Annotated in this window: 16 protein-coding genes; all 16 read left to right on the top strand. The window is 44.4% G+C overall.

Annotated elements, in window-relative coordinates:
- Positions 1-3 precede the first annotated feature (3 nt).
- The gene (locus J2Z37_RS06485; protein ID WP_209809400.1) at positions 4-1,023 is read left to right on the top strand and encodes an ABC transporter permease; all 1,020 of its coding nucleotides are present in this window, start codon (positions 4-6) and stop codon (positions 1,021-1,023) included.
- A gap of 16 nt (positions 1,024-1,039) precedes the next feature.
- On the top strand, positions 1,040-2,005 hold the full coding sequence (locus J2Z37_RS06480) for a Gfo/Idh/MocA family protein (protein WP_209809399.1): 966 nt from the start codon (positions 1,040-1,042) through the stop codon (positions 2,003-2,005).
- 22 nt (positions 2,006-2,027) lie between these two features.
- On the top strand, positions 2,028-3,071 hold the full coding sequence (locus J2Z37_RS06475) for a zinc-dependent alcohol dehydrogenase (protein WP_209809398.1): 1,044 nt from the start codon (positions 2,028-2,030) through the stop codon (positions 3,069-3,071).
- A gap of 23 nt (positions 3,072-3,094) precedes the next feature.
- On the top strand, positions 3,095-3,967 hold the full coding sequence (locus J2Z37_RS06470; protein WP_209809397.1) for an SMP-30/gluconolactonase/LRE family protein: 873 nt from the start codon (positions 3,095-3,097) through the stop codon (positions 3,965-3,967).
- A 35-nt stretch (positions 3,968-4,002) separates the two neighbouring features.
- Positions 4,003-5,436, top strand: coding sequence for an aldehyde dehydrogenase family protein (locus J2Z37_RS06465; RefSeq protein WP_209809396.1), 1,434 nt, complete (start codon positions 4,003-4,005; stop codon positions 5,434-5,436).
- Between the two features lie 182 nt (positions 5,437-5,618).
- On the top strand, positions 5,619-6,368 hold the full coding sequence (locus J2Z37_RS06460; protein WP_209809395.1) for an SDR family NAD(P)-dependent oxidoreductase: 750 nt from the start codon (positions 5,619-5,621) through the stop codon (positions 6,366-6,368).
- A 21-nt stretch (positions 6,369-6,389) separates the two neighbouring features.
- Complete coding sequence (locus J2Z37_RS06455) at positions 6,390-7,688, top strand: M20/M25/M40 family metallo-hydrolase (protein WP_209809394.1); 1,299 nt, start codon at positions 6,390-6,392, stop codon at positions 7,686-7,688.
- Positions 7,689-7,712: 24 nt separating this feature from the next.
- Entirely contained in the window at positions 7,713-8,087 is a 375-nt protein-coding gene (locus J2Z37_RS06450) for a RidA family protein (protein ID WP_209809393.1), read from the top strand.
- A gap of 63 nt (positions 8,088-8,150) precedes the next feature.
- Entirely contained in the window at positions 8,151-9,089 is a 939-nt protein-coding gene (locus J2Z37_RS06445; protein WP_209809392.1) for a carbohydrate ABC transporter permease, read from the top strand.
- Positions 9,090-9,923, top strand: coding sequence for a carbohydrate ABC transporter permease (locus J2Z37_RS06440; protein WP_209809391.1), 834 nt, complete (start codon positions 9,090-9,092; stop codon positions 9,921-9,923).
- Between the two features lie 20 nt (positions 9,924-9,943).
- Positions 9,944-11,035, top strand: coding sequence for an alanine racemase (locus J2Z37_RS06435; RefSeq protein ID WP_209809390.1), 1,092 nt, complete (start codon positions 9,944-9,946; stop codon positions 11,033-11,035).
- Positions 11,032-12,120, top strand: a complete 1,089-nt coding sequence (locus J2Z37_RS06430; protein ID WP_209809389.1) for a DUF4432 family protein — start codon at positions 11,032-11,034, stop codon at positions 12,118-12,120. Before J2Z37_RS06435 ends, J2Z37_RS06430 begins: the two co-directional genes overlap by 4 nt.
- Positions 12,117-13,454, top strand: a complete 1,338-nt coding sequence (locus J2Z37_RS06425; RefSeq protein ID WP_209809388.1) for a hypothetical protein — start codon at positions 12,117-12,119, stop codon at positions 13,452-13,454. The genes J2Z37_RS06430 and J2Z37_RS06425 overlap by 4 nt, the downstream gene beginning before the upstream one ends.
- Positions 13,455-13,519: 65 nt before the next feature.
- Complete coding sequence (locus J2Z37_RS06420; RefSeq protein ID WP_209809387.1) at positions 13,520-14,809, top strand: ABC transporter substrate-binding protein; 1,290 nt, start codon at positions 13,520-13,522, stop codon at positions 14,807-14,809.
- Positions 14,810-14,980: 171 nt separating this feature from the next.
- Positions 14,981-16,207, top strand: coding sequence for an ROK family transcriptional regulator (locus J2Z37_RS06415; RefSeq protein ID WP_209809386.1), 1,227 nt, complete (start codon positions 14,981-14,983; stop codon positions 16,205-16,207).
- 125 nt (positions 16,208-16,332) lie between these two features.
- Complete coding sequence (locus J2Z37_RS06410) at positions 16,333-17,205, top strand: aldo/keto reductase (protein ID WP_209809385.1); 873 nt, start codon at positions 16,333-16,335, stop codon at positions 17,203-17,205.
- The last annotated feature ends 26 nt before the right edge of the window (positions 17,206-17,231 follow it).

Raw genomic sequence — 17,231 nt, 5'->3', positions numbered from 1 at the left:
TATATGCAATTTTCAACAGACCCAAAGACCCTATCGAATGATTTGCAGGTGGAAGAAAGTTCATTCCGCAGGGCATTAAAAAAAATAGATTATACGACCGCGGGCCCCATTACCGGTTTAGTTTTTATCATCATCCTTTTTAGTATTTTATCCCCCCATTTTTTATCGGTAAATAATATTGTCAATATCTTGCGGCAAGTATCTATTATTGGAATTATGGCCATTGGGGTTACCTATGTCATCATTATGGCTGAAATTGATTTAAGTATTGCAAGCATTATGCCTTTAAGTGGAATCATCGCGGGCGCCGTTGCTACGGGTGGTTATCTTATGCCGTTTGCTTTACCTGTTTGGGTAGCGATACTCTGCGGATTGCTTACAGGTGCCCTTTTTGGATTCATGTCTGGTTTTGCCACGGCTAAGCTAAAAATCCCTTCTTTTATGGCAACGCTTTCCATGATGTTTATCATAGAGGGGGTTATGCTGTGGTTTTCGGGGGCCCAACCGTTATATGGAATTCCCGACAGTATGCAATGGTTTGGTGCAGGTAAAGTATTCGGAATCCCCGTTATTGTTGTTATATTCATTCTTGTTTTTGTTGCAAGTGATTTTGTTCTTCGAAAGACCGTGTTTGGCAGAAATATTTACGCTATTGGTGGTAATGAAGAAGCAGCAAGGATGTCTGGAATTAACGTCGATAAATATAAAATTTGGGTTTTAACGATATGCGGTATTTTATGCGCGTTTGCTGGTTTGCTTATGCTAGGTCGGATCGGCAGTGCTCAAGTGACAGCAGGGGTTGGTTTACAGCTTCCTCCCATTGCCGCAGTAATTCTTGGTGGAACTTCTTTGTTCGGTGGAATAGGAAGTATGCGAAGAACATTAGTAGGTGTTCTTCTGATGGGAGTTCTAGTTAATGGATTAAACCTACTCGGCGTTGGGGCTGACGGGCAAAAACTCGCTACAGGTATTGTTCTCATTATTGCCGTTGCAACCAACGTGATGGGAACTTTGAAAAAATAACGGGGGAGGAATCAAGATGTATGGTGTAGGGTTTATAGGTGTAGGGGCTATCTCAGAACTTCATCAGTTGGCAATTTCCGAATTACCGCAAGTTGAACTTCGTGGGATTGTGGATGTGAATTCGGATTTGGTGCAGCGAAGATCCAAGGAATGGAATGTGAAAGCTTATCTAGATATCGACGCGCTTCTTCAGTCAGAGGATATCGATATAGTCTATGTATTATCCCCTGTTGAACACCACTACGAGCATGTTATAAAGGCATTACAGGCAGGGAAACATGTCCTGATTGAAAAACCAGTAGCAATGACAGTAGGACAAATTAAAGAAATGGAGCGAGTAGCGCAGGAGGCCAATCGAATTTGCTTCCCAGCTCATAATTATATTTACCACCCAGAAGTAATTAAGATGAAAAAGTATTTGAATGAAGGGGCCTTTGGGAAAATTTGCAGCGCCTGGATGACATTTAACATTTATCATAGTGAGGAACTAGCATCCCATTATCCTGGGGTGATTCGCCAAATTATGACACACCATTTATATACCACTTTATTTTTACTAGGGATTCCAAAAAAACTTAGCTGTTTAACATCTAATTTGCATTATGAACAGCTCGATCGTGAAGACCAGGCGGTTATTACATTAGAAATGCAAAACGGTGCACATGCTGTGTTGTTCTCAAGTTTTGCGTGTGATGATGACTCCTCGAATCCTTTTACTTATATGGTAAAAATACTGGGGACAGAGGGATCCGCAACACATTCTTGGCGAGACATTCAATACAATAGGGCTATTGGGACTCTAAGCAAAGCTTATCCGAAATATGAAGAACTATTTTATTATGAATCGAAATACTTTATAGAAGAATGCATCATGAATGGTAAACAGCCCTTATCAACGATTTCCGATGCGGTGATTGTTCAGGGATTAGTAGAGATGGCAGATAAGAACCAAAACAGTACAATCGTTTCGTATCAGGAATAAATCAGAAAATGAGGTGATTGATATGCAAGCACTTCAAACGATGCAAGCTGCATTCATTGAAGGGCCAAGGAAAGTCCAGGTTGGGGAGGTTAACATCCCTAAATTTGGGGCACAGGAGGTCTTAATTCGAGTCTACTGTGTAGGTGTTTGCGCAACGGATCTGGAAATTTATGAAGGTTCTATGGTTTATTTCAAAACAGGCCAGGCTTCGTTTCCTATTATTCCAGGGCATGAATGGGCTGGTGAGGTAGTACAAATAGGAAGTGATGTTAAAGGATTTACTATTGGAGACCGGGTTGTAGGGGAAACGACTATCGCCTGCGGAAGATGTGACTATTGCATTAAGGGAAGGTACAATCTTTGCCCTGATCGAGTTGAAAATGGTGTCATGGGAAAGGACGGGGCATGCGCTGAGTATATGGTTTACCCTGCACACGCATTACATAAGTTTGACCCATCGATTTCCTTTGAGGAGGCAGCACTCATTGAAACCTCTGCTGTTGCTTATCGGGGGGTGGAGAAACTTAAATTAACACCAAATGACCACGTTTTAGTGATTGGTGCAGGACCGGTCGGTCTATTATCCGTGCAAATGGCAAAAGCATTTGGGGCCCATAAGGTAACTTTGCTCGATTTGCGGGAAAATAGGCTTCAGATGGGGCAGCAATTAGGTGCTGACGAAATGATAAACCTAGGCATCCTTAAAGATAACGAACCCATCGAATCTTTTACGGCCATCGTTGAAGCAACGGGAAATCCAGCCGCTGTGGAGAGTGTTTTTTCATATGCCGTACCGGGTGCACGTGTTTGTTTAATGGGATTGTGTGGGGGAAAACATGCACACATCAATGTCGATAAGTTGGTTACCTATGATATGGAGATACATGGTTCCCTTGGCAGCCCTGGGGTTTGGGAAGCGGTGATTAAACTATATGAATCGGGCAAGGTGAAAGCAAAAGAATTAATAACCCATCGTCTTTCCTTCTATGAGATTGAGAAGGCCTTTGAAATTATGGAGCAAAGAGACCCATCAGTAATCAAGATCTTGCTAAGTAATAAAGTTTAATAGAGTAGAAGGAGGAGAAACAAATGGAACTGGAATTAATTTTTGATGCAAAAGCCACGTTAGGGGAAGGCCCCAGTTGGGACGCGAAAAAACAAGTATTGTATTGGGTTGATATTGTCGAGCAAAAAGTCCATATTTTTGATCCGAAAACGGGCAAAGACGAGGCGATTGATGTGGGAATTGAGGCTGGTGCGGTCGTTCCATGTAAATCTGGCGGTCTTATGTTAGCAACGAGAAACGGATTTTATGCATTAAATCTCGAAAAAAAGGAATTAACGGCTATTGTTGATCCAGAAGCTGATTTTCCAGGCAATCGTTTTAATGACGGGAAATGTGATGCGGCTGGAAGGTTCTGGGCGGGGACGATGGAGGATGCAGAGGTAAATATTACAGGTTCTTTGTATCGCCTGGATAGGGATCTGTCTGTTACCAAGGTATTAGATGGGGTTGCTATTTCGAATGGAATTGCCTGGGAAAAGGATAATCAGACGATGTATTTTATTGATTCGCCAACGAAACAGGTCGTTGCTTTTGATTTCGATTTGGAGACGGGTGCACTTTCTAATAAGCGTATTGCCGTGACGATTCCTGATGGGGAGGGAATTCCTGATGGGATGACGATTGATTCTGAAGGAATGTTGTGGGTTGCGCAGTGGGGCGGCTATCAAGTATCCCGCTGGAATCCAGATACAGGAGAGCGGATTGGCTCTATCAAACTTCCAGTCGGGCAGGTCACTTCCTGTGTATTTGGAGGGGAAAAGCTGGATGAATTGTATATTACAACAGCAAGCCGCGGGCTAGACGAAGCCTCCTTGAAAGAACAACCATCAGCGGGCGGGCTGTTTCGGGTGAAAACGGGGATTACCGGATCCGTCACATATGAATTTGCTGATTAATCCATTCCATAATTACCTTTAAGGAGGAGTTTCACATGCAGATGATCATTAATGGGGAAAAAAGAGATTCGGCAAACGGCAAAGTCATTGAAGTCAGGAACATGGCTACACAAGAACTGATTGATACAGTTCCAGCAGCTACGGTAGAAGATGCACAGGAGGCAATCGAAGCTGCCCAATTGGGAGCAAAAATTTGGTCGCAAACACCCGTATACCAACGTGTGGAGATTTTAAATCGGTTCAGTCAAATGTTAAGGGATAATAAGGGTGAATTGGCCCGTCTCTTAAGTACCGAGAACGGGAAACTTTTAGTCCAAGCAGAAGGGGAAATTGAAACAGCCGCGGCTATTTTTGATGGATTTGCTGCAGAATCGAAGCGTCTTTTCGGCCAAACGATCCCTTTAGAAATCCAACCTGGTTTGGAAAAGGATTTAATGATCACGAAGAGGGAACCTCTTGGAGTAGTGGTGGGGATCATCCCTTTTAACTTTCCAGCTGAGTTATTTTCTTTTAAGGCGGGAGCAGCATTGGCATCGGGAAATGCCTTTATCGTTAAGCCACCAGAAGATGACCCGCTTACCGTTATTCGTATGGTAGAACTTTTACATGAAGCAGGGGTACCGAAAAATGTGCTGCAAGTGGTTACAGGTTATGGGGAAGAGGTGGGTGACTATCTGGCAAAAAGCCCATCCATCCAAGCGGTGAGTTTCACAGGAAGTACAGAAGTAGGTACAATGATTGCGCAAAATGGAGCGAAAAACCTTTCTAGGGTATTCCTTGAATTAGGGGCTAATGATGCGACGATCGTTTGTGAGGATGGGGATCTGGATGCAGCGGTCGACTTCGCCATCGCAGGACGGCTACTTGCCTCAGGTCAAGTTTGTTGTTCTAACAAGCGTATTCTAGTAGAAAAATCAATCTATGAAGATTTTAAAGCTAAGCTAGTCGATATCCTTTCTACTAAGCGAATAGGCAACCAGCTAGAACAAGGGACAGATGTCGGGCCGTTGATCAATGAAGGGGCGGCGATCAAAGTCGAAGAGCAAATTCAGCATACGATTGGGCAAGGGGCAAAGTTAATCCTTGGAGGTAGACGAGTGAACGAGGCTTTTATCGAGCCAACGGTTCTCGAAGTGACAAAAGATATGGATATTGCGAAGGATATGGAAATGTTTGGACCGGTGTTTGCACTGATGCCTTTTGAAACTCAAGAAGAAGCGATCGAAATTGTCAATCAGTCCAATTTTGGTTTAAATTCATCGATTTTTACAAGAGACATTACTAAGGCGATGGACGCAGGCAATAAAATTCAGGCAGGTGTTGTCTCAATCAATGGAGGCACGGTTTATCGACCGATCTGCTGTGCATTCGGCGGCTATAAAAAGAGTGGTATAGGGCGCGAAGGAATCCTGTACACTTTGGAGGAATTCACACAGATCAAGAGTATCGTGTTACGAGGAGTTATGTAATTCAGGCTTGGATAGAATAGGGCTCGGGCGTAAAATATGAGTTCACGCTCGTCCCTTTTTTTGTACATATTACTCGAAATATATATCACAAATTTCTTAATATTCTGTTGACTATCGGTGGTCTATTTATTATTATTTAGTTAGAAAGGAAACTTTACAAACTAACGCAGGAGGTATAGTCCATGCGATTACAAGGAAAATCGGCTATTGTGACAGGGGGCGGGAGAGGTATTGGAAAAGCAATTGCCAAGAAATTTCTCCAGGAAGGGGCACAGGTCGTTATTTGTGATGTGGAGCCGAAGCGCTTGGAACAGGCTCAAGAGGAATTAACAAGCTTTGGGGAAATACATAGTGTTGTAACCGATGTGACCAAAAGGGATAAGGTCATGACATTGGTTGAATTTACAAAAGGGAAATTTGGGAAAATCGATATCTTAGCAAATAATGCAGGAATAGCGAGATTTGAACCCTTTTTAGAAATTGCCGACGAAAATTGGCAGGCGACATTAAATATTAATCTTTCGGGTGTTTTTCTCTGCTCACAAATCGTCGCTAGAGAGATGAAGGAGCAAAAGTCCGGTGCCATTGTGAACATGGGATCAACCAATGGAATCCTTGGAGAACCTGGTTTAGCTCATTACAATGCGACGAAAGCAGGGGTAATTTTGTTAGGAAAATCCATGGCGATAGAACTAGCCCCCTATAACATCCGAGTGAATTCTGTTTGTCCTGGATTTATCTTGACCGAACTAGCCTTGGAAGGTGGCATGTCTGAGGAAACCGTGCGTGAATATACCAGCAAGATCCCGCTCAATCGGTATGGAAAAGTAGACGAAGTCGCCAACGCGTTTGCCTTTTTGGCCTCTGACGAAGCCTCTTTTATTACGGGAACAGAGCTGGTTGTAGACGGAGGACAAATTTGCCAAGAGTAGGGAAGATAGGGGGAGGCTTGTATGTATTTGGATATTTGCCGTTGGGTTGATGAGCATAGAGACTATATTTTGGAATTTAATCGTGGTTTAGTTTCTATTCCCAGTCAGAATCGATATCCAAACGGGGATGAACTAGCAGTGCAGGAACATATCTACCAATTTTTAAGCGGACTAGGGTGTGAGTTGGATCGGTTTTTACCGACCGAGGTGGAGGAGCTACTTACCCATCCGGCTTATTTAGGGGAAAGAAACTATGAAAATCGACCGAATGTGGTAGCTAGAATGAGGGGAAAAGGTTCAGGCAGATCGCTCCTATTCTCTGGTCATGTGGATACTGTGCCACAAGGAGATGACCCTTGGACGCAAGACCCTTATAGCGGAGCTGTAATGGATGGCAAGCAGTATGGGTTAGGGATTTTTGACATGAAAGGCGGGATGGCAGCAGCGATGATGGCTTTGCAGCTGATCAAAGAACTGCAAATCCCCTTGGCGGGTGACGTTCTCATTGAGACGGTGGTAGATGAAGAATACGGTGGAGCAAATGGGACACTAGCCTGTCGTTTACGGGGGTATGAAGCTGATTTAGCGATTGTTCCTGAACCGTCTAATTTGGCAATTTGTCCGGAGAATCAGGGGGGGAGCATGTTTCGCATCACCTTTAAGGGGAGAGCTGGCCGTTCCTTTAGCGGAGAAGCGCTTGCCAACCCAGTCTTTGCAGCCGCGAAATTCTTGGATATATTTCACCAATATGAAGCTTACCACGCAGCAAAGCGATCCACCTCTAAATGGTTTGCAAAGGATCCAGGACTACCTGCATACGTACAAGGCGTGAAGGCTGGACCAGCAAATCTGCCACTATGTGACCGGGTGCCACTATGTGACCGGGTGCCAAGCACCTGCACGATCGAAGTATGGATACAGTGCTACCCTGGGACAACGGAAGAGGAATTGTTTCAGGATTTTGTAGGTTTTTATCAGGAGAAGGCGATAGACGAACCACTACTACAGCAAATGCCAGCGAGGATTGAAAAACTAATTCGTTTTCTTCCCGCAACAGGGATCCCTGAAAATCACCCTTCGATTGAAGTGCTTTCGCAAATATCATCAAGGGTATATCCGGACGGACTGCCTGTGCAGGGTGCGCCTTTTGCCTGTGACTCCTTCATGTTTAATCTGCATAGCCAAACGCCTGCTGTGATCTGGGGACCAAAAGGAGGCAATGCCCACGCCCCCGATGAATACATCGATGTGGAGGACTTCTTTAATCTTGTGAAACTATATGCCCTGACCATGGTTGAATGGTGTGGTTTGGTCAAATAAACGCCAAATAAGGAGGATGAAATAATGAAAAAAGAGCTTAAAACAACCTTAGCACCGGTACCTGCTGGTCCTTATTCCCAAGGGATTCAATTTGACAACCTGATTTTTACGGCAGGCCAGGGTCCGATTGACCCGGAAACAGGAAAGGTGGTCGGTGAAACAGTCGAGGAACAAACGGTAAAGGTATTGGAAAACATCAAACATATTTTAGAAGAGGCTGGTGCAAGCATGAGCGATGTGGTAAAAAGCACCGTCCATCTTAGTGATTTGGCAGACTTTCATGCATTTAACGAAGTGTATAAGAAATATTTTCAGGAACCGTATCCAGTTAGAACGACGGTAGGGAGTCAGCTTCTCGGCATAAAAGTAGAGATTGATGTTATCGCTGTCAAGAAATAGAAGGTTAGAGGGGGTTACTCCTCTAACTCTGCCATCCGTAAGTCGGAAAAACGGGGGGGAACTATGAATCTAGAAAAAATCGAAGCAGGTACTAAGCTAGCCTTAACAAACAAAAAGAAGGTTCCAAAACAACGGAAGAGCCAATTGATCGTACCTTATCTTTGGTTGCTGCCAAGTCTCATCTTAATCGTAGTGGTCATTATATTTCCGATCTACGAATTGTTTTCTATTTCGTTTTCGAAGATTAGTCTTTCTGGTTTGAAAAAAGGCTTTATTGGATGGGGGAACTTTTCCAATGTTTTAAATGATCCTACGTTTCCACTAGTACTTAAGAACACCCTCGTCTGGACAGTTGGTGTTGTAGGGATTAGCACGCTGCTATCTTTAGGAATTGCGTCATTACTGAATCAGGAGTTTCCCGGCCGTCGATTGGTACGATCGGCTTTGATCATTCCCTGGGCTGTTTCTTTAATCATCACATCCGTCATATGGAAATATATTTTGGATTACAACTATGGTGTTTTCAACTTGATCTTGATGAAGCTACATATTATCGACGAAAATATTTATTGGTTAGCTGACCCTTCCATTTCCTTTCCGGTAATGATCGGCGTGGGGATTTTTGTTACCATCCCCTTTACCAGTTTTGTCATTCTATCCGGTCTACAAGCGATACCAGCAGACTTGTATGAATCCGCTAGTGTAGACGGAGCAAATAGATGGAGCAAATTTGTGCATATAACACTTCCTCTTCTTAGACAACCGCTGACAATTAGTACCGTTTTAAATACGATCTATGTGTTCAACTCCTTCCCAATTATCTGGTCGATGACCAAAGGGGACCCCGTCAACCAGACTGACACGATCATTACCTATTTATACAAGCTTGCTTTCATGTCACAAAAAATGGGCGAAGCAGCAGCTGTTTCTGTGATCAGCTTTCTTCTCCTCCTCGTCTTTTCCATTCTGTATGTGACGATTGCCTTGAGGAGGGAACAGTAAATGCAGAAAACAGGCAAATTCCAAAAAATAATTAACCCGGTTTTAGCCTATCTACTATTTGTGGTATTGTTATTCCCCTATGTAATTATGATTCTTACATCCTTGAAGAGTAAAGAAGAGGTCTATTCGATCCCACCAACCATTCTTCCCCAGCATTGGGTGTTCACCAACTTTCTAGACATTTGGGAGAAGGTGCCTCTCTCTGATTATTTGCTCAATACCCTTATCGTCGCCGGGGGAGCGACGGTGCTAACCCTGATTTGTGCGATTCCAGCTGCGTATGCCATGGCCAGAATGAAATTTGCTGGAAAGAAGTTTTACATGTACTTAATTATGATCACGCAAATGTTTTCTCCGATCGTCCTGCTGGTGGGTTTATTCCGTGAGATTCAATGGTTTGGATTAATGGATTCTGTATGGGGATTAGTACTGACGAATGCTGCATTTAATCAAGCTTTCGCGGTTTGGATTCTAAGCGGCTATTTTTCTACGATTCCTTATGAATTAGAGCAGGCAGCTTGGCTTGATGGATGCACCAAAGCACAAGCCCTTCGCAAAATCATTCTTCCGTTGGCACTACCGGGGATAATCACCACCGTGATCTTCGTTTTCATCGCGGCATGGAATGAATTTGCAGTGGCCCTTACATTTATTTCAACAGAAGAGATGAAGCCTTTAACGGTGGGGATTTATGCCTTTTTCGGGATGTATGATGTGCAATGGCAGTATGTGTTTGCCACCTCACTCGTTGCCATCGTTCCGGTTGTGATTCTATTCCTCTTGATTGAAAAATACCTGATCAGTGGACTTACTGCGGGTGGGGTTAAGGACTAACACGAAGGGAGAGATCAAAAATGATCGAGCATATTGATACACCGGCATTGGTTGTCGATCTAGAAAAGATGGAAAGAAATATCGAGAACATGGCCAACAAGGCACGGGAGGCTGGGGTCCGTTTACGCCCTCACGTCAAAACCCATAAGAGCCCACACATTGCCCTAAAGCAGATGGAAATGGGAGCCTCCGGGATTACGGTTGCCAAACTGGGTGAAGCTGAAGTGATGCGTAAGTATGGAATTACTAATATTTTGATTGCTTATCCAATCGTGGGGGAACAGAAATTAAAAAGGTTAGAGAAGCTTGCTCAGGATACCGATGTGATTCTGTCCCTTGATAGTTTCGAGGTAGCCGCCGGAATCTCCATTGTAGGTGAACGCTTAGGCAGGGCCTTACCCATTTATATTGATGTCAATACAGGACTGAACCGCTGCGGAAGGGAACCAGGAAATGAAACGGTAGCTTTGATCGAGTCAATTCTTAAGCTTCCCTATATCAAGATCCAAGGGCTTATGACACATGGTGGACATTCGTATAAGGCGAAGTCTAAAGTAGAACAAATCGAGGTAAGCAAACAAGAAGGTTCACTCTTAGTACAAACGAAAAGGCAAGCTTTGGAAAAGTTGGGAATCGATATTCCGGAAATTAGTGTAGGATCATCTCCGACGTCATTTTACTGCGATGAAGTTGAGGGAATTACAGAAATCCGTCCTGGGACCTATGTTTTTCACGATGCTACGATGGTAGCTTTGGGCTTAGTTTCTCCAGAGGATTGTGCTTTGACTATCTACGCAACGGTTGTTAGCAGACCCTCCTTGGAACGGGCAATTGTCGATGCAGGCTCGAAGACTCTTTCATCGGATAAGAGCCTCTATACCGAGGGGCATGGGCTGGTGAAGACGATCCCGGGGTTAACGGTTAGTTGGCTTTCTGAAGAACACGGCGTTATTCTGACACCACCTGAACTCCAATTAAACATTGGGGACCGAGTCGAAATCATCCCAAACCATGTCTGCCCGACCGTGAACTTGGCTGATGAATTGGTTGCTATTCGTCAAGGGGAAATCGAGGAAATCATTCCAATTGAAGCTAGAGGCATGAATAAATGATTGGGCTGAACACGGATCGGCATTATGGCTGCCGAATCGCTCCCCAGACCACCTACAAGGGAATTCGTACTCTGGTGATGCAGAATGAGTACATCCGGATATCCCTTTTTTTGGATAAAGGAACGGATATTTTTGAACTGCTCTATAAACCTAAAGATGTCGATTTCCTTTGGAGATCCCCAATCGGTATAAGCCATCCTAATCACACGCCATCGATCTCGAATCCGCAAGGGGTATTTATGGATCAATACCATGGGGGATGGCAAGAGATTTTTCCTTCGGCCAGCGGACCTTCGTTTTATCGAGGGGCCCATTTAGGACAGCATGGGGAGGTGGCCTCAAGCGCTTGGGAGGCGAGAGTACTCTTCGATGAACCCGAGGTTGTGGAGGTGCTATTCACGGTCCAAACTTTACGAACCCCTTTTATTCTGGAAAAAAGAATTCGTTTAGAAAGCGGGAAGCCAATTCTGTTCATCCGTGAAACCATCCTGAATATTGGGAAAACAGGCATGCATTACATGTGGGGTCATCATCCGAGCTTTGGGGCGCCTTTTCTTGGGGAAGAATGTATCCTGGACTTACCGCCTTGCGAGATTTTAACTTCGGAAATGCCTAATGAAAGGAACCGGATGCCATCCGGGAAACGGTTTGTTTGGCCCTTTGCAACGGATCAAGAGAACCGGCCCATCGATCTTCGTCAGATTCCCAGTCCGACAACCTCATCTACAGATATGTTTTACGCTACCTCTTTTACATCAGGATGGTTTGCCCTGACAAACCGGCGCCTCGGGGTGGGAATCGGGATGGTCTGGCCAGTAACCGATTTTTCACATCTTTGGGTTTGGCAAGAATTCAGCGGAACCATAGGCTATCCTTGGTACGGAAATGCTTACACCATGGCCGTTGAACCCTTTACTAGCCGTCCGGACAAGGGAGAAGACGGTCTCAATGAAGCGATTCGAAACCAATCAGCGGAGTGGGTCGAAGCAGGGGGGGAAGTTTGCAAGGAATTAAAGGTCGTGATGTATGAGGCGAGACATGGAGTGGATCACATCCATCTATCCGGGGAGGTCGTCACTAGATGAGGGCAGCTTGCTGTCGAGTGGATATTACACCTGTGGTTGGAACACCACTAGGAGGGAATGTACGGGAAGATAACCGTTCAAGGGGTGTTCATGATCCTCTATATGCGAATTTTCTTTATTTAAAGGAAAAAGAAAGCGAACTATTATTTATTGGGTTGGATATCGTGGGAGTTTTTGGTCCTTTTGTACAAACAATAAAAGCGAAGATTCATCAACGGACGGGGGTTCTCCCGCAGCAGATCGTGCTTTTTGCGACACACACGCATTCGGGTCCTGATGTCATGGAATCCTTTAAAAATGATTACGATCCACTTGTTGTCCACTATCTTGAAGAGTTGGAGAAAAAGCTAGTCGGTGGTGCCGTTGCTTGTTTGGCAAGTACGTGGGAAGCAAGGCTTGGCGTAGGGAAAGGAAACGAGGACTCGCTTAGCTTTAACCGACGGATCTGGATGAAGGACGGAACCCTGAGAATGAATTGGGAAGGATTAGATCCGATAGAAGTCGATTGTCCGGCAGGGCCAATTGATCCCGACTTGTTTGTCATTTCCATACAGGATGTGCAACAGAGAATTCGCTGTCTAGTTGTGAACTTTACGCTTCACTCTGCTATTTTAGTAGGGAAAGATTGGCTCATTTCCAGGGATTACATCGATGGGTTGACGCGGGCTCTTCAACAGCAGTTTGGAGAGGATGTGGTGGTTCTTTTTGCGAACGGAGCAGAGGGGAATATCAATCACATCAATGTGCGGGATCCCTATCAAGGAAGAGGATTTGAGGAAGCGGAGAGAATTGGATCACGACTAGCCACAGGGGTTTGTGAGGTCATCGCAGGAATAGAGTACCAAACAGATGTCGAGCTTCAAGCTATCACGAAGCCCATCAAGCTGCCTCGACGGACGATTACTCATGAACAGGTGGAACAGGCTGCTGCCTTACTTGAAAGGGTGAATGGGAAGATCCCTTCCCTCCTTGATGGGGTGCCGGAAGAGGCGTATGCCAAGGAAATCATTGCCCTTTCTAAAATATCGGAACCGTTCGTTCAAACTGAATTACAGGTAGTTCAATTAGGAAATCTAGCCATGGTTAGTTTACCTGGTGAGTTTTTCGTCGAGTTCGGATTAGAAATCAAGATGCAGTCCCCCTTTTCCCATACGATGATCATTGGGTTGGCCAATGACTATATCGGTTACGTACCAACAGAGTGTGCGTTTAAAGAGGGCGGTTATGAAATTAAGACGGCAAGGACGAGTCAACTCCTTCCTGAAGCAGGGGGATTGGTCGAAGAAAAGGTAATGCAGTTGCTCACACAGCTTAAAGGGGGTGATTGCCTGTAGCGGTTGTACGAGAAAAAGCCTGCAAATCGGTATTCCAAACGAATTCGAATGAGGGGGAATCGAGAATGAAGAAGATGAGGCCGTTCAGATGGATGGGGGTAATCGTATCGCTATTTATGCTAATGTCCACCCTACTTATGGCTTGTTCCAGCAGTGAACCCAAAGAAGAGGCAAAACCAACAAACAGTACGCCCTCTTCAAGCAGTGGAGAAAAGAAGGAAATCACCTTTGTTGCTGCCCAATATAGTAATGAAACAGGACCGTTTCTGCAAAAGGTAGTAGAAGACTTCGAAAAAGAGAATAGCGACATTAAGGTAAACCTGCAAATCGTAGGATGGGATGTTCTAGAACAAAAGGTGAATACCATGGTCAGCACAAACCAAACGCCTGATATTCTTAACTTGAATCATTATGCCGCTTATGCTGGTGACGATCTGCTTCTTCCTTTGGATGAAGTCATTTCACCAGAATTAAAAGCCAAATTCTATGAATCTTTCTACCAAGCAGGAGAGTTAGACGGTACAGCCTATGGACTTCCACTTCTCGCATCTATTCGTGGTTTATACTATAATAAAGAGCTTTTTGAACAAGCAGGCATTTCTGAGCCGCCCAAAACATGGGAAGAGCTTCGTCAAACTGCGAAAACGATTAAAGAAAAGACAGGTGTAGACGGGTTTGGAGTACCAATGACAACCTTTGAAGGTCAAGCCTATTTCTCCTATTTTATCTGGGGGAATGGCGGGGACTGGAAAAGGGATGGCAAGTGGGTCTTGAACACACCTGAAAATGTGGAAGGTCTCCAGTTCTTAGCCGACTTAGTTCAAAAGGATAAAGTAACGAACCCTCAGCCTACAGCGATTAATCGGGATGAATTGCAAAAGGTATTTGGCGCAGGAAAGGTTGGTATGATGATCACTGCCAATTTCTTGCCTACGATCTTGAAAAAGGATGCCCCCAATTTACAGTATGGGGTAGCTCCGATTCCTACAAATGAAGGGAAAGAACCTTTTAACCTAGGGGTAGAAGATTTTCTAATGGTATTTAAGAGTACCAAGCATCCCGATGCGGTTGGAAAATTCCTTGATTTCCTATATGACGATAAACGATATGAAGAGTTTATGAAAACTGAAGGCATGCTTCCAGCCACGAAGGCTGCAGGAGAAAGCATGTCCAACCAGGATCCTTTGACTGCGCAATTCATCTCACAGCTTCCAATTGCAAAGTTTTATCCATTAACGGATCCAAAATTTACGGAAATGCGTCTGGAAACGATCAAAGCGGTCCAAGAGGCCCTTCTTGGTCAAAAAACACCACAAGAGGCCTTAGATCAGCTGCAACAAAAAGCTGAACAGTAGAAGTAGATCAAGGGGGACTAAAGTAATGGGGTCAGACCTCTGTCGAAATTTATCGAACCAAAGATTTTCTATTACAAAGAGTAGATAGCTGATTCAGTAAATTTCGACAGAGGTCTGACCCCAATTTTCAAAGGTCCCCCTTCTTAACGTAAAGATTGGAGTGCAAACATCATGCTAATCATCTCAAGGAAGACAGATGTTAAACAAATTAACAAACTTGGCATTCTAAAATTGATCCGAAATCTTGAGGAAACAACACAGCCGGAGATCTCAAAGGAATTAGGACTAAGTCGTCCTACCGTTTCTTCCTTGGTTGATGAATTAATAGGGGAAGGTTTCATTAAAGTAAGCGGGATTGGAACATCCACCGATCAGGGAGGAAAACGTCCAAAGCTGATTGCCTTTAATTCCAAAGGCGGGGCCATTATTTCCTTGCATCTTGGTTTTCGTTTCATAGAGGCAGCACTAATCGATTTGTCAGCCAATACCCTGTGGAAGATCAATAAGCCAACAACGAAAAAGGAATCAAAATCAAGCATTCTAGCCAAAATTTATGAAATGGTAGAAGAACTAAACGAGAAGGCAAATACGTTGGAAATTCTGGTTCGCGGCATTGGTGTTGGTTGTCCTGGATTGGTAGAAACACAAACAGGAAAAATCATCACCGCCACGAACTTTGAGAACTTACATGATTTTAGTCTTGGAGAAAGTTTATTTGAGAAGTTCCAAACCCCTGTTTGGGTAGATAATGAGTGCCGAAATCTAGTTTTAGCCGAAAAAATGTTTGGAGATGGAAAAGATATTCAAACCTTTGTCAGTCTTGAAACAGATGTTGGCATCGGGGCTGGGATTATCATCAATCAGCAAATTGTCCGTGGAATCGATAATAGCTTTGGAGAGATTGGGCATACCACGATTCAAATGGATGGACCAGCTTGTCAATGCGGCAACGAGGGTTGTTGGGAAGTATTTGCCTCATCTAACGCATTACAAGTAAAGGTGGCTAAGAATCTATCAAGAACATTGAAATTAAAAGAAATGGTAGAATCTCCAGATGACCTCTCCATTCAGCTTATTGCTGAGGCAATCGAACAAGGCGATACAGTTGTTGAGCAAATGGCCATCTACGATCTGGGGAAATACCTTGGGGTTGGTATTGCTAATCTTGCTAACACACTTAACCCAGAGTTAGTCATCATCCATGGAGAAATGAGTCTGTTAGGTGACCGGTTAATTGAACAAATTGAGCGGCACGTTAGGCTTCGAGCACTTCCTGTTCCCAAACAGCGGATGCGGGTTAAATTTTCACAACTAGGGGAGATGGCCAATTTGATTGGTTCCGGAGCCCTCGTTTTAAAAGAACTGTTCGATAATCCAGACTATCTTTTTACTAATTGAATTTTTGAAGGTTATACCAGTTTAGTGGAAGAATTATATGGCGATGGAAAGGATGCGACACAATGAAAACTCCTCACCCTTTGGAGAAACGAAGGTTAGGTCACACACACATGGAGACAACCCTTATGGGTTTAGGGGGGGCCGGTCTTGGTGGAATTTTCGGGGCCGTTTCAGATGCAGAAGGAGTGGCTGCCGTTGAAAAAGGATTAGAACTTGGGATGAATTGGCTTGATACCTCCCCTTATTATTTTGAAGCGGAAAGACGGATGGGATTAGCGCTGCGTGGCGTACCAAGAGATCGTTTCTATCTTTCTAGCAAGGTGGGAACACATCGGGAACGTTACCAGGATTATTCTGCCGATGCTGCCTATTGGAGCATCGAGAACAGTTTGAAGGTGCTTGGGGTTGATTACTTAGACATTGCGTTGATTCATGATCCGTTGCCTCCACATCTCAATTTGGCCTTGGCTAGTGGGGGAGCCCTTGAAGCGTTGGTAGACTTGAAACGTCAGGGCGTAATCCGAGCGATTGGCATCGGTGTGCAGAGTCATGAATTGATTCGTCAGGCGATTGATTCAACGCAGTTAGATATGGTACTTTCTGTCAATGATTATACGCTGCTTCGTCAAAGTGCCATTAGGGGAGTATGTTCCTATGCTCGGCAAAAAGGAGTGGGTGTTGTTAATGGGGCTGTATTAGCAATGGGTCTCTTATCAGGACGTGATCCGCTGGGAATTGGCACACCACGTTGGACACCGCCTCAGGCTGAAGTGGCTGCTGCGCTCAAGGTGCATGAATGGTGTCGACATCGGAAGGTTGACGTACTAAGCTTGGCCCTGCAATTCAGTCTTCGCCAGCCTGAATTTGCCTGCACGCTGATTGGCGCTTCATCTGCGGAAGAGGTTGAAGGGTGCTTTCGAGCTGCTTGTGAACCAATTTCTGACGAAATTTGGGATGAATTGCCCTTATTTTTGGAGGGAATTCAGGTGGGAGATTAAGGATTAAGGGAGATTTTTTGATTGAG

It is taken from the genome of Ammoniphilus resinae (genome assembly GCF_017873965.1).
Lineage (GTDB): Bacteria > Bacillota > Bacilli > Aneurinibacillales > RAOX-1 > Ammoniphilus_A > Ammoniphilus_A resinae.
The sequence above is the reverse complement of the archived record's forward strand: the minus strand, read 5'-3'. Positions and strand labels throughout refer to the sequence as shown.

Excerpts from the sequence above, each read along its gene's own strand:
- J2Z37_RS06485 (WP_209809400.1), top strand. The coding sequence starts at position 4 with ATGCAATTTTCAACAGACCCAAAGACCCTATCGAATGATTTGCAGGTG.
- J2Z37_RS06480 (WP_209809399.1), top strand. The coding sequence starts at position 1,040 with ATGTATGGTGTAGGGTTTATAGGTGTAGGGGCTATCTCAGAACTTCAT.
- J2Z37_RS06475 (WP_209809398.1), top strand. The coding sequence starts at position 2,028 with ATGCAAGCACTTCAAACGATGCAAGCTGCATTCATTGAAGGGCCAAGG.
- J2Z37_RS06470 (WP_209809397.1), top strand. The coding sequence starts at position 3,095 with ATGGAACTGGAATTAATTTTTGATGCAAAAGCCACGTTAGGGGAAGGC.
- J2Z37_RS06465 (WP_209809396.1), top strand. The coding sequence starts at position 4,003 with ATGCAGATGATCATTAATGGGGAAAAAAGAGATTCGGCAAACGGCAAA.
- J2Z37_RS06460 (WP_209809395.1), top strand. The coding sequence starts at position 5,619 with ATGCGATTACAAGGAAAATCGGCTATTGTGACAGGGGGCGGGAGAGGT.
- J2Z37_RS06455 (WP_209809394.1), top strand. The coding sequence starts at position 6,390 with ATGTATTTGGATATTTGCCGTTGGGTTGATGAGCATAGAGACTATATT.
- J2Z37_RS06450 (WP_209809393.1), top strand. The coding sequence starts at position 7,713 with ATGAAAAAAGAGCTTAAAACAACCTTAGCACCGGTACCTGCTGGTCCT.
- J2Z37_RS06445 (WP_209809392.1), top strand. The coding sequence starts at position 8,151 with ATGAATCTAGAAAAAATCGAAGCAGGTACTAAGCTAGCCTTAACAAAC.
- J2Z37_RS06440 (WP_209809391.1), top strand. The coding sequence starts at position 9,090 with ATGCAGAAAACAGGCAAATTCCAAAAAATAATTAACCCGGTTTTAGCC.
- J2Z37_RS06435 (WP_209809390.1), top strand. The coding sequence starts at position 9,944 with ATGATCGAGCATATTGATACACCGGCATTGGTTGTCGATCTAGAAAAG.
- J2Z37_RS06430 (WP_209809389.1), top strand. The coding sequence starts at position 11,032 with ATGATTGGGCTGAACACGGATCGGCATTATGGCTGCCGAATCGCTCCC.
- J2Z37_RS06425 (WP_209809388.1), top strand. The coding sequence starts at position 12,117 with ATGAGGGCAGCTTGCTGTCGAGTGGATATTACACCTGTGGTTGGAACA.
- J2Z37_RS06420 (WP_209809387.1), top strand. The coding sequence starts at position 13,520 with ATGAAGAAGATGAGGCCGTTCAGATGGATGGGGGTAATCGTATCGCTA.
- J2Z37_RS06415 (WP_209809386.1), top strand. The coding sequence starts at position 14,981 with ATGCTAATCATCTCAAGGAAGACAGATGTTAAACAAATTAACAAACTT.
- J2Z37_RS06410 (WP_209809385.1), top strand. The coding sequence starts at position 16,333 with ATGGGTTTAGGGGGGGCCGGTCTTGGTGGAATTTTCGGGGCCGTTTCA.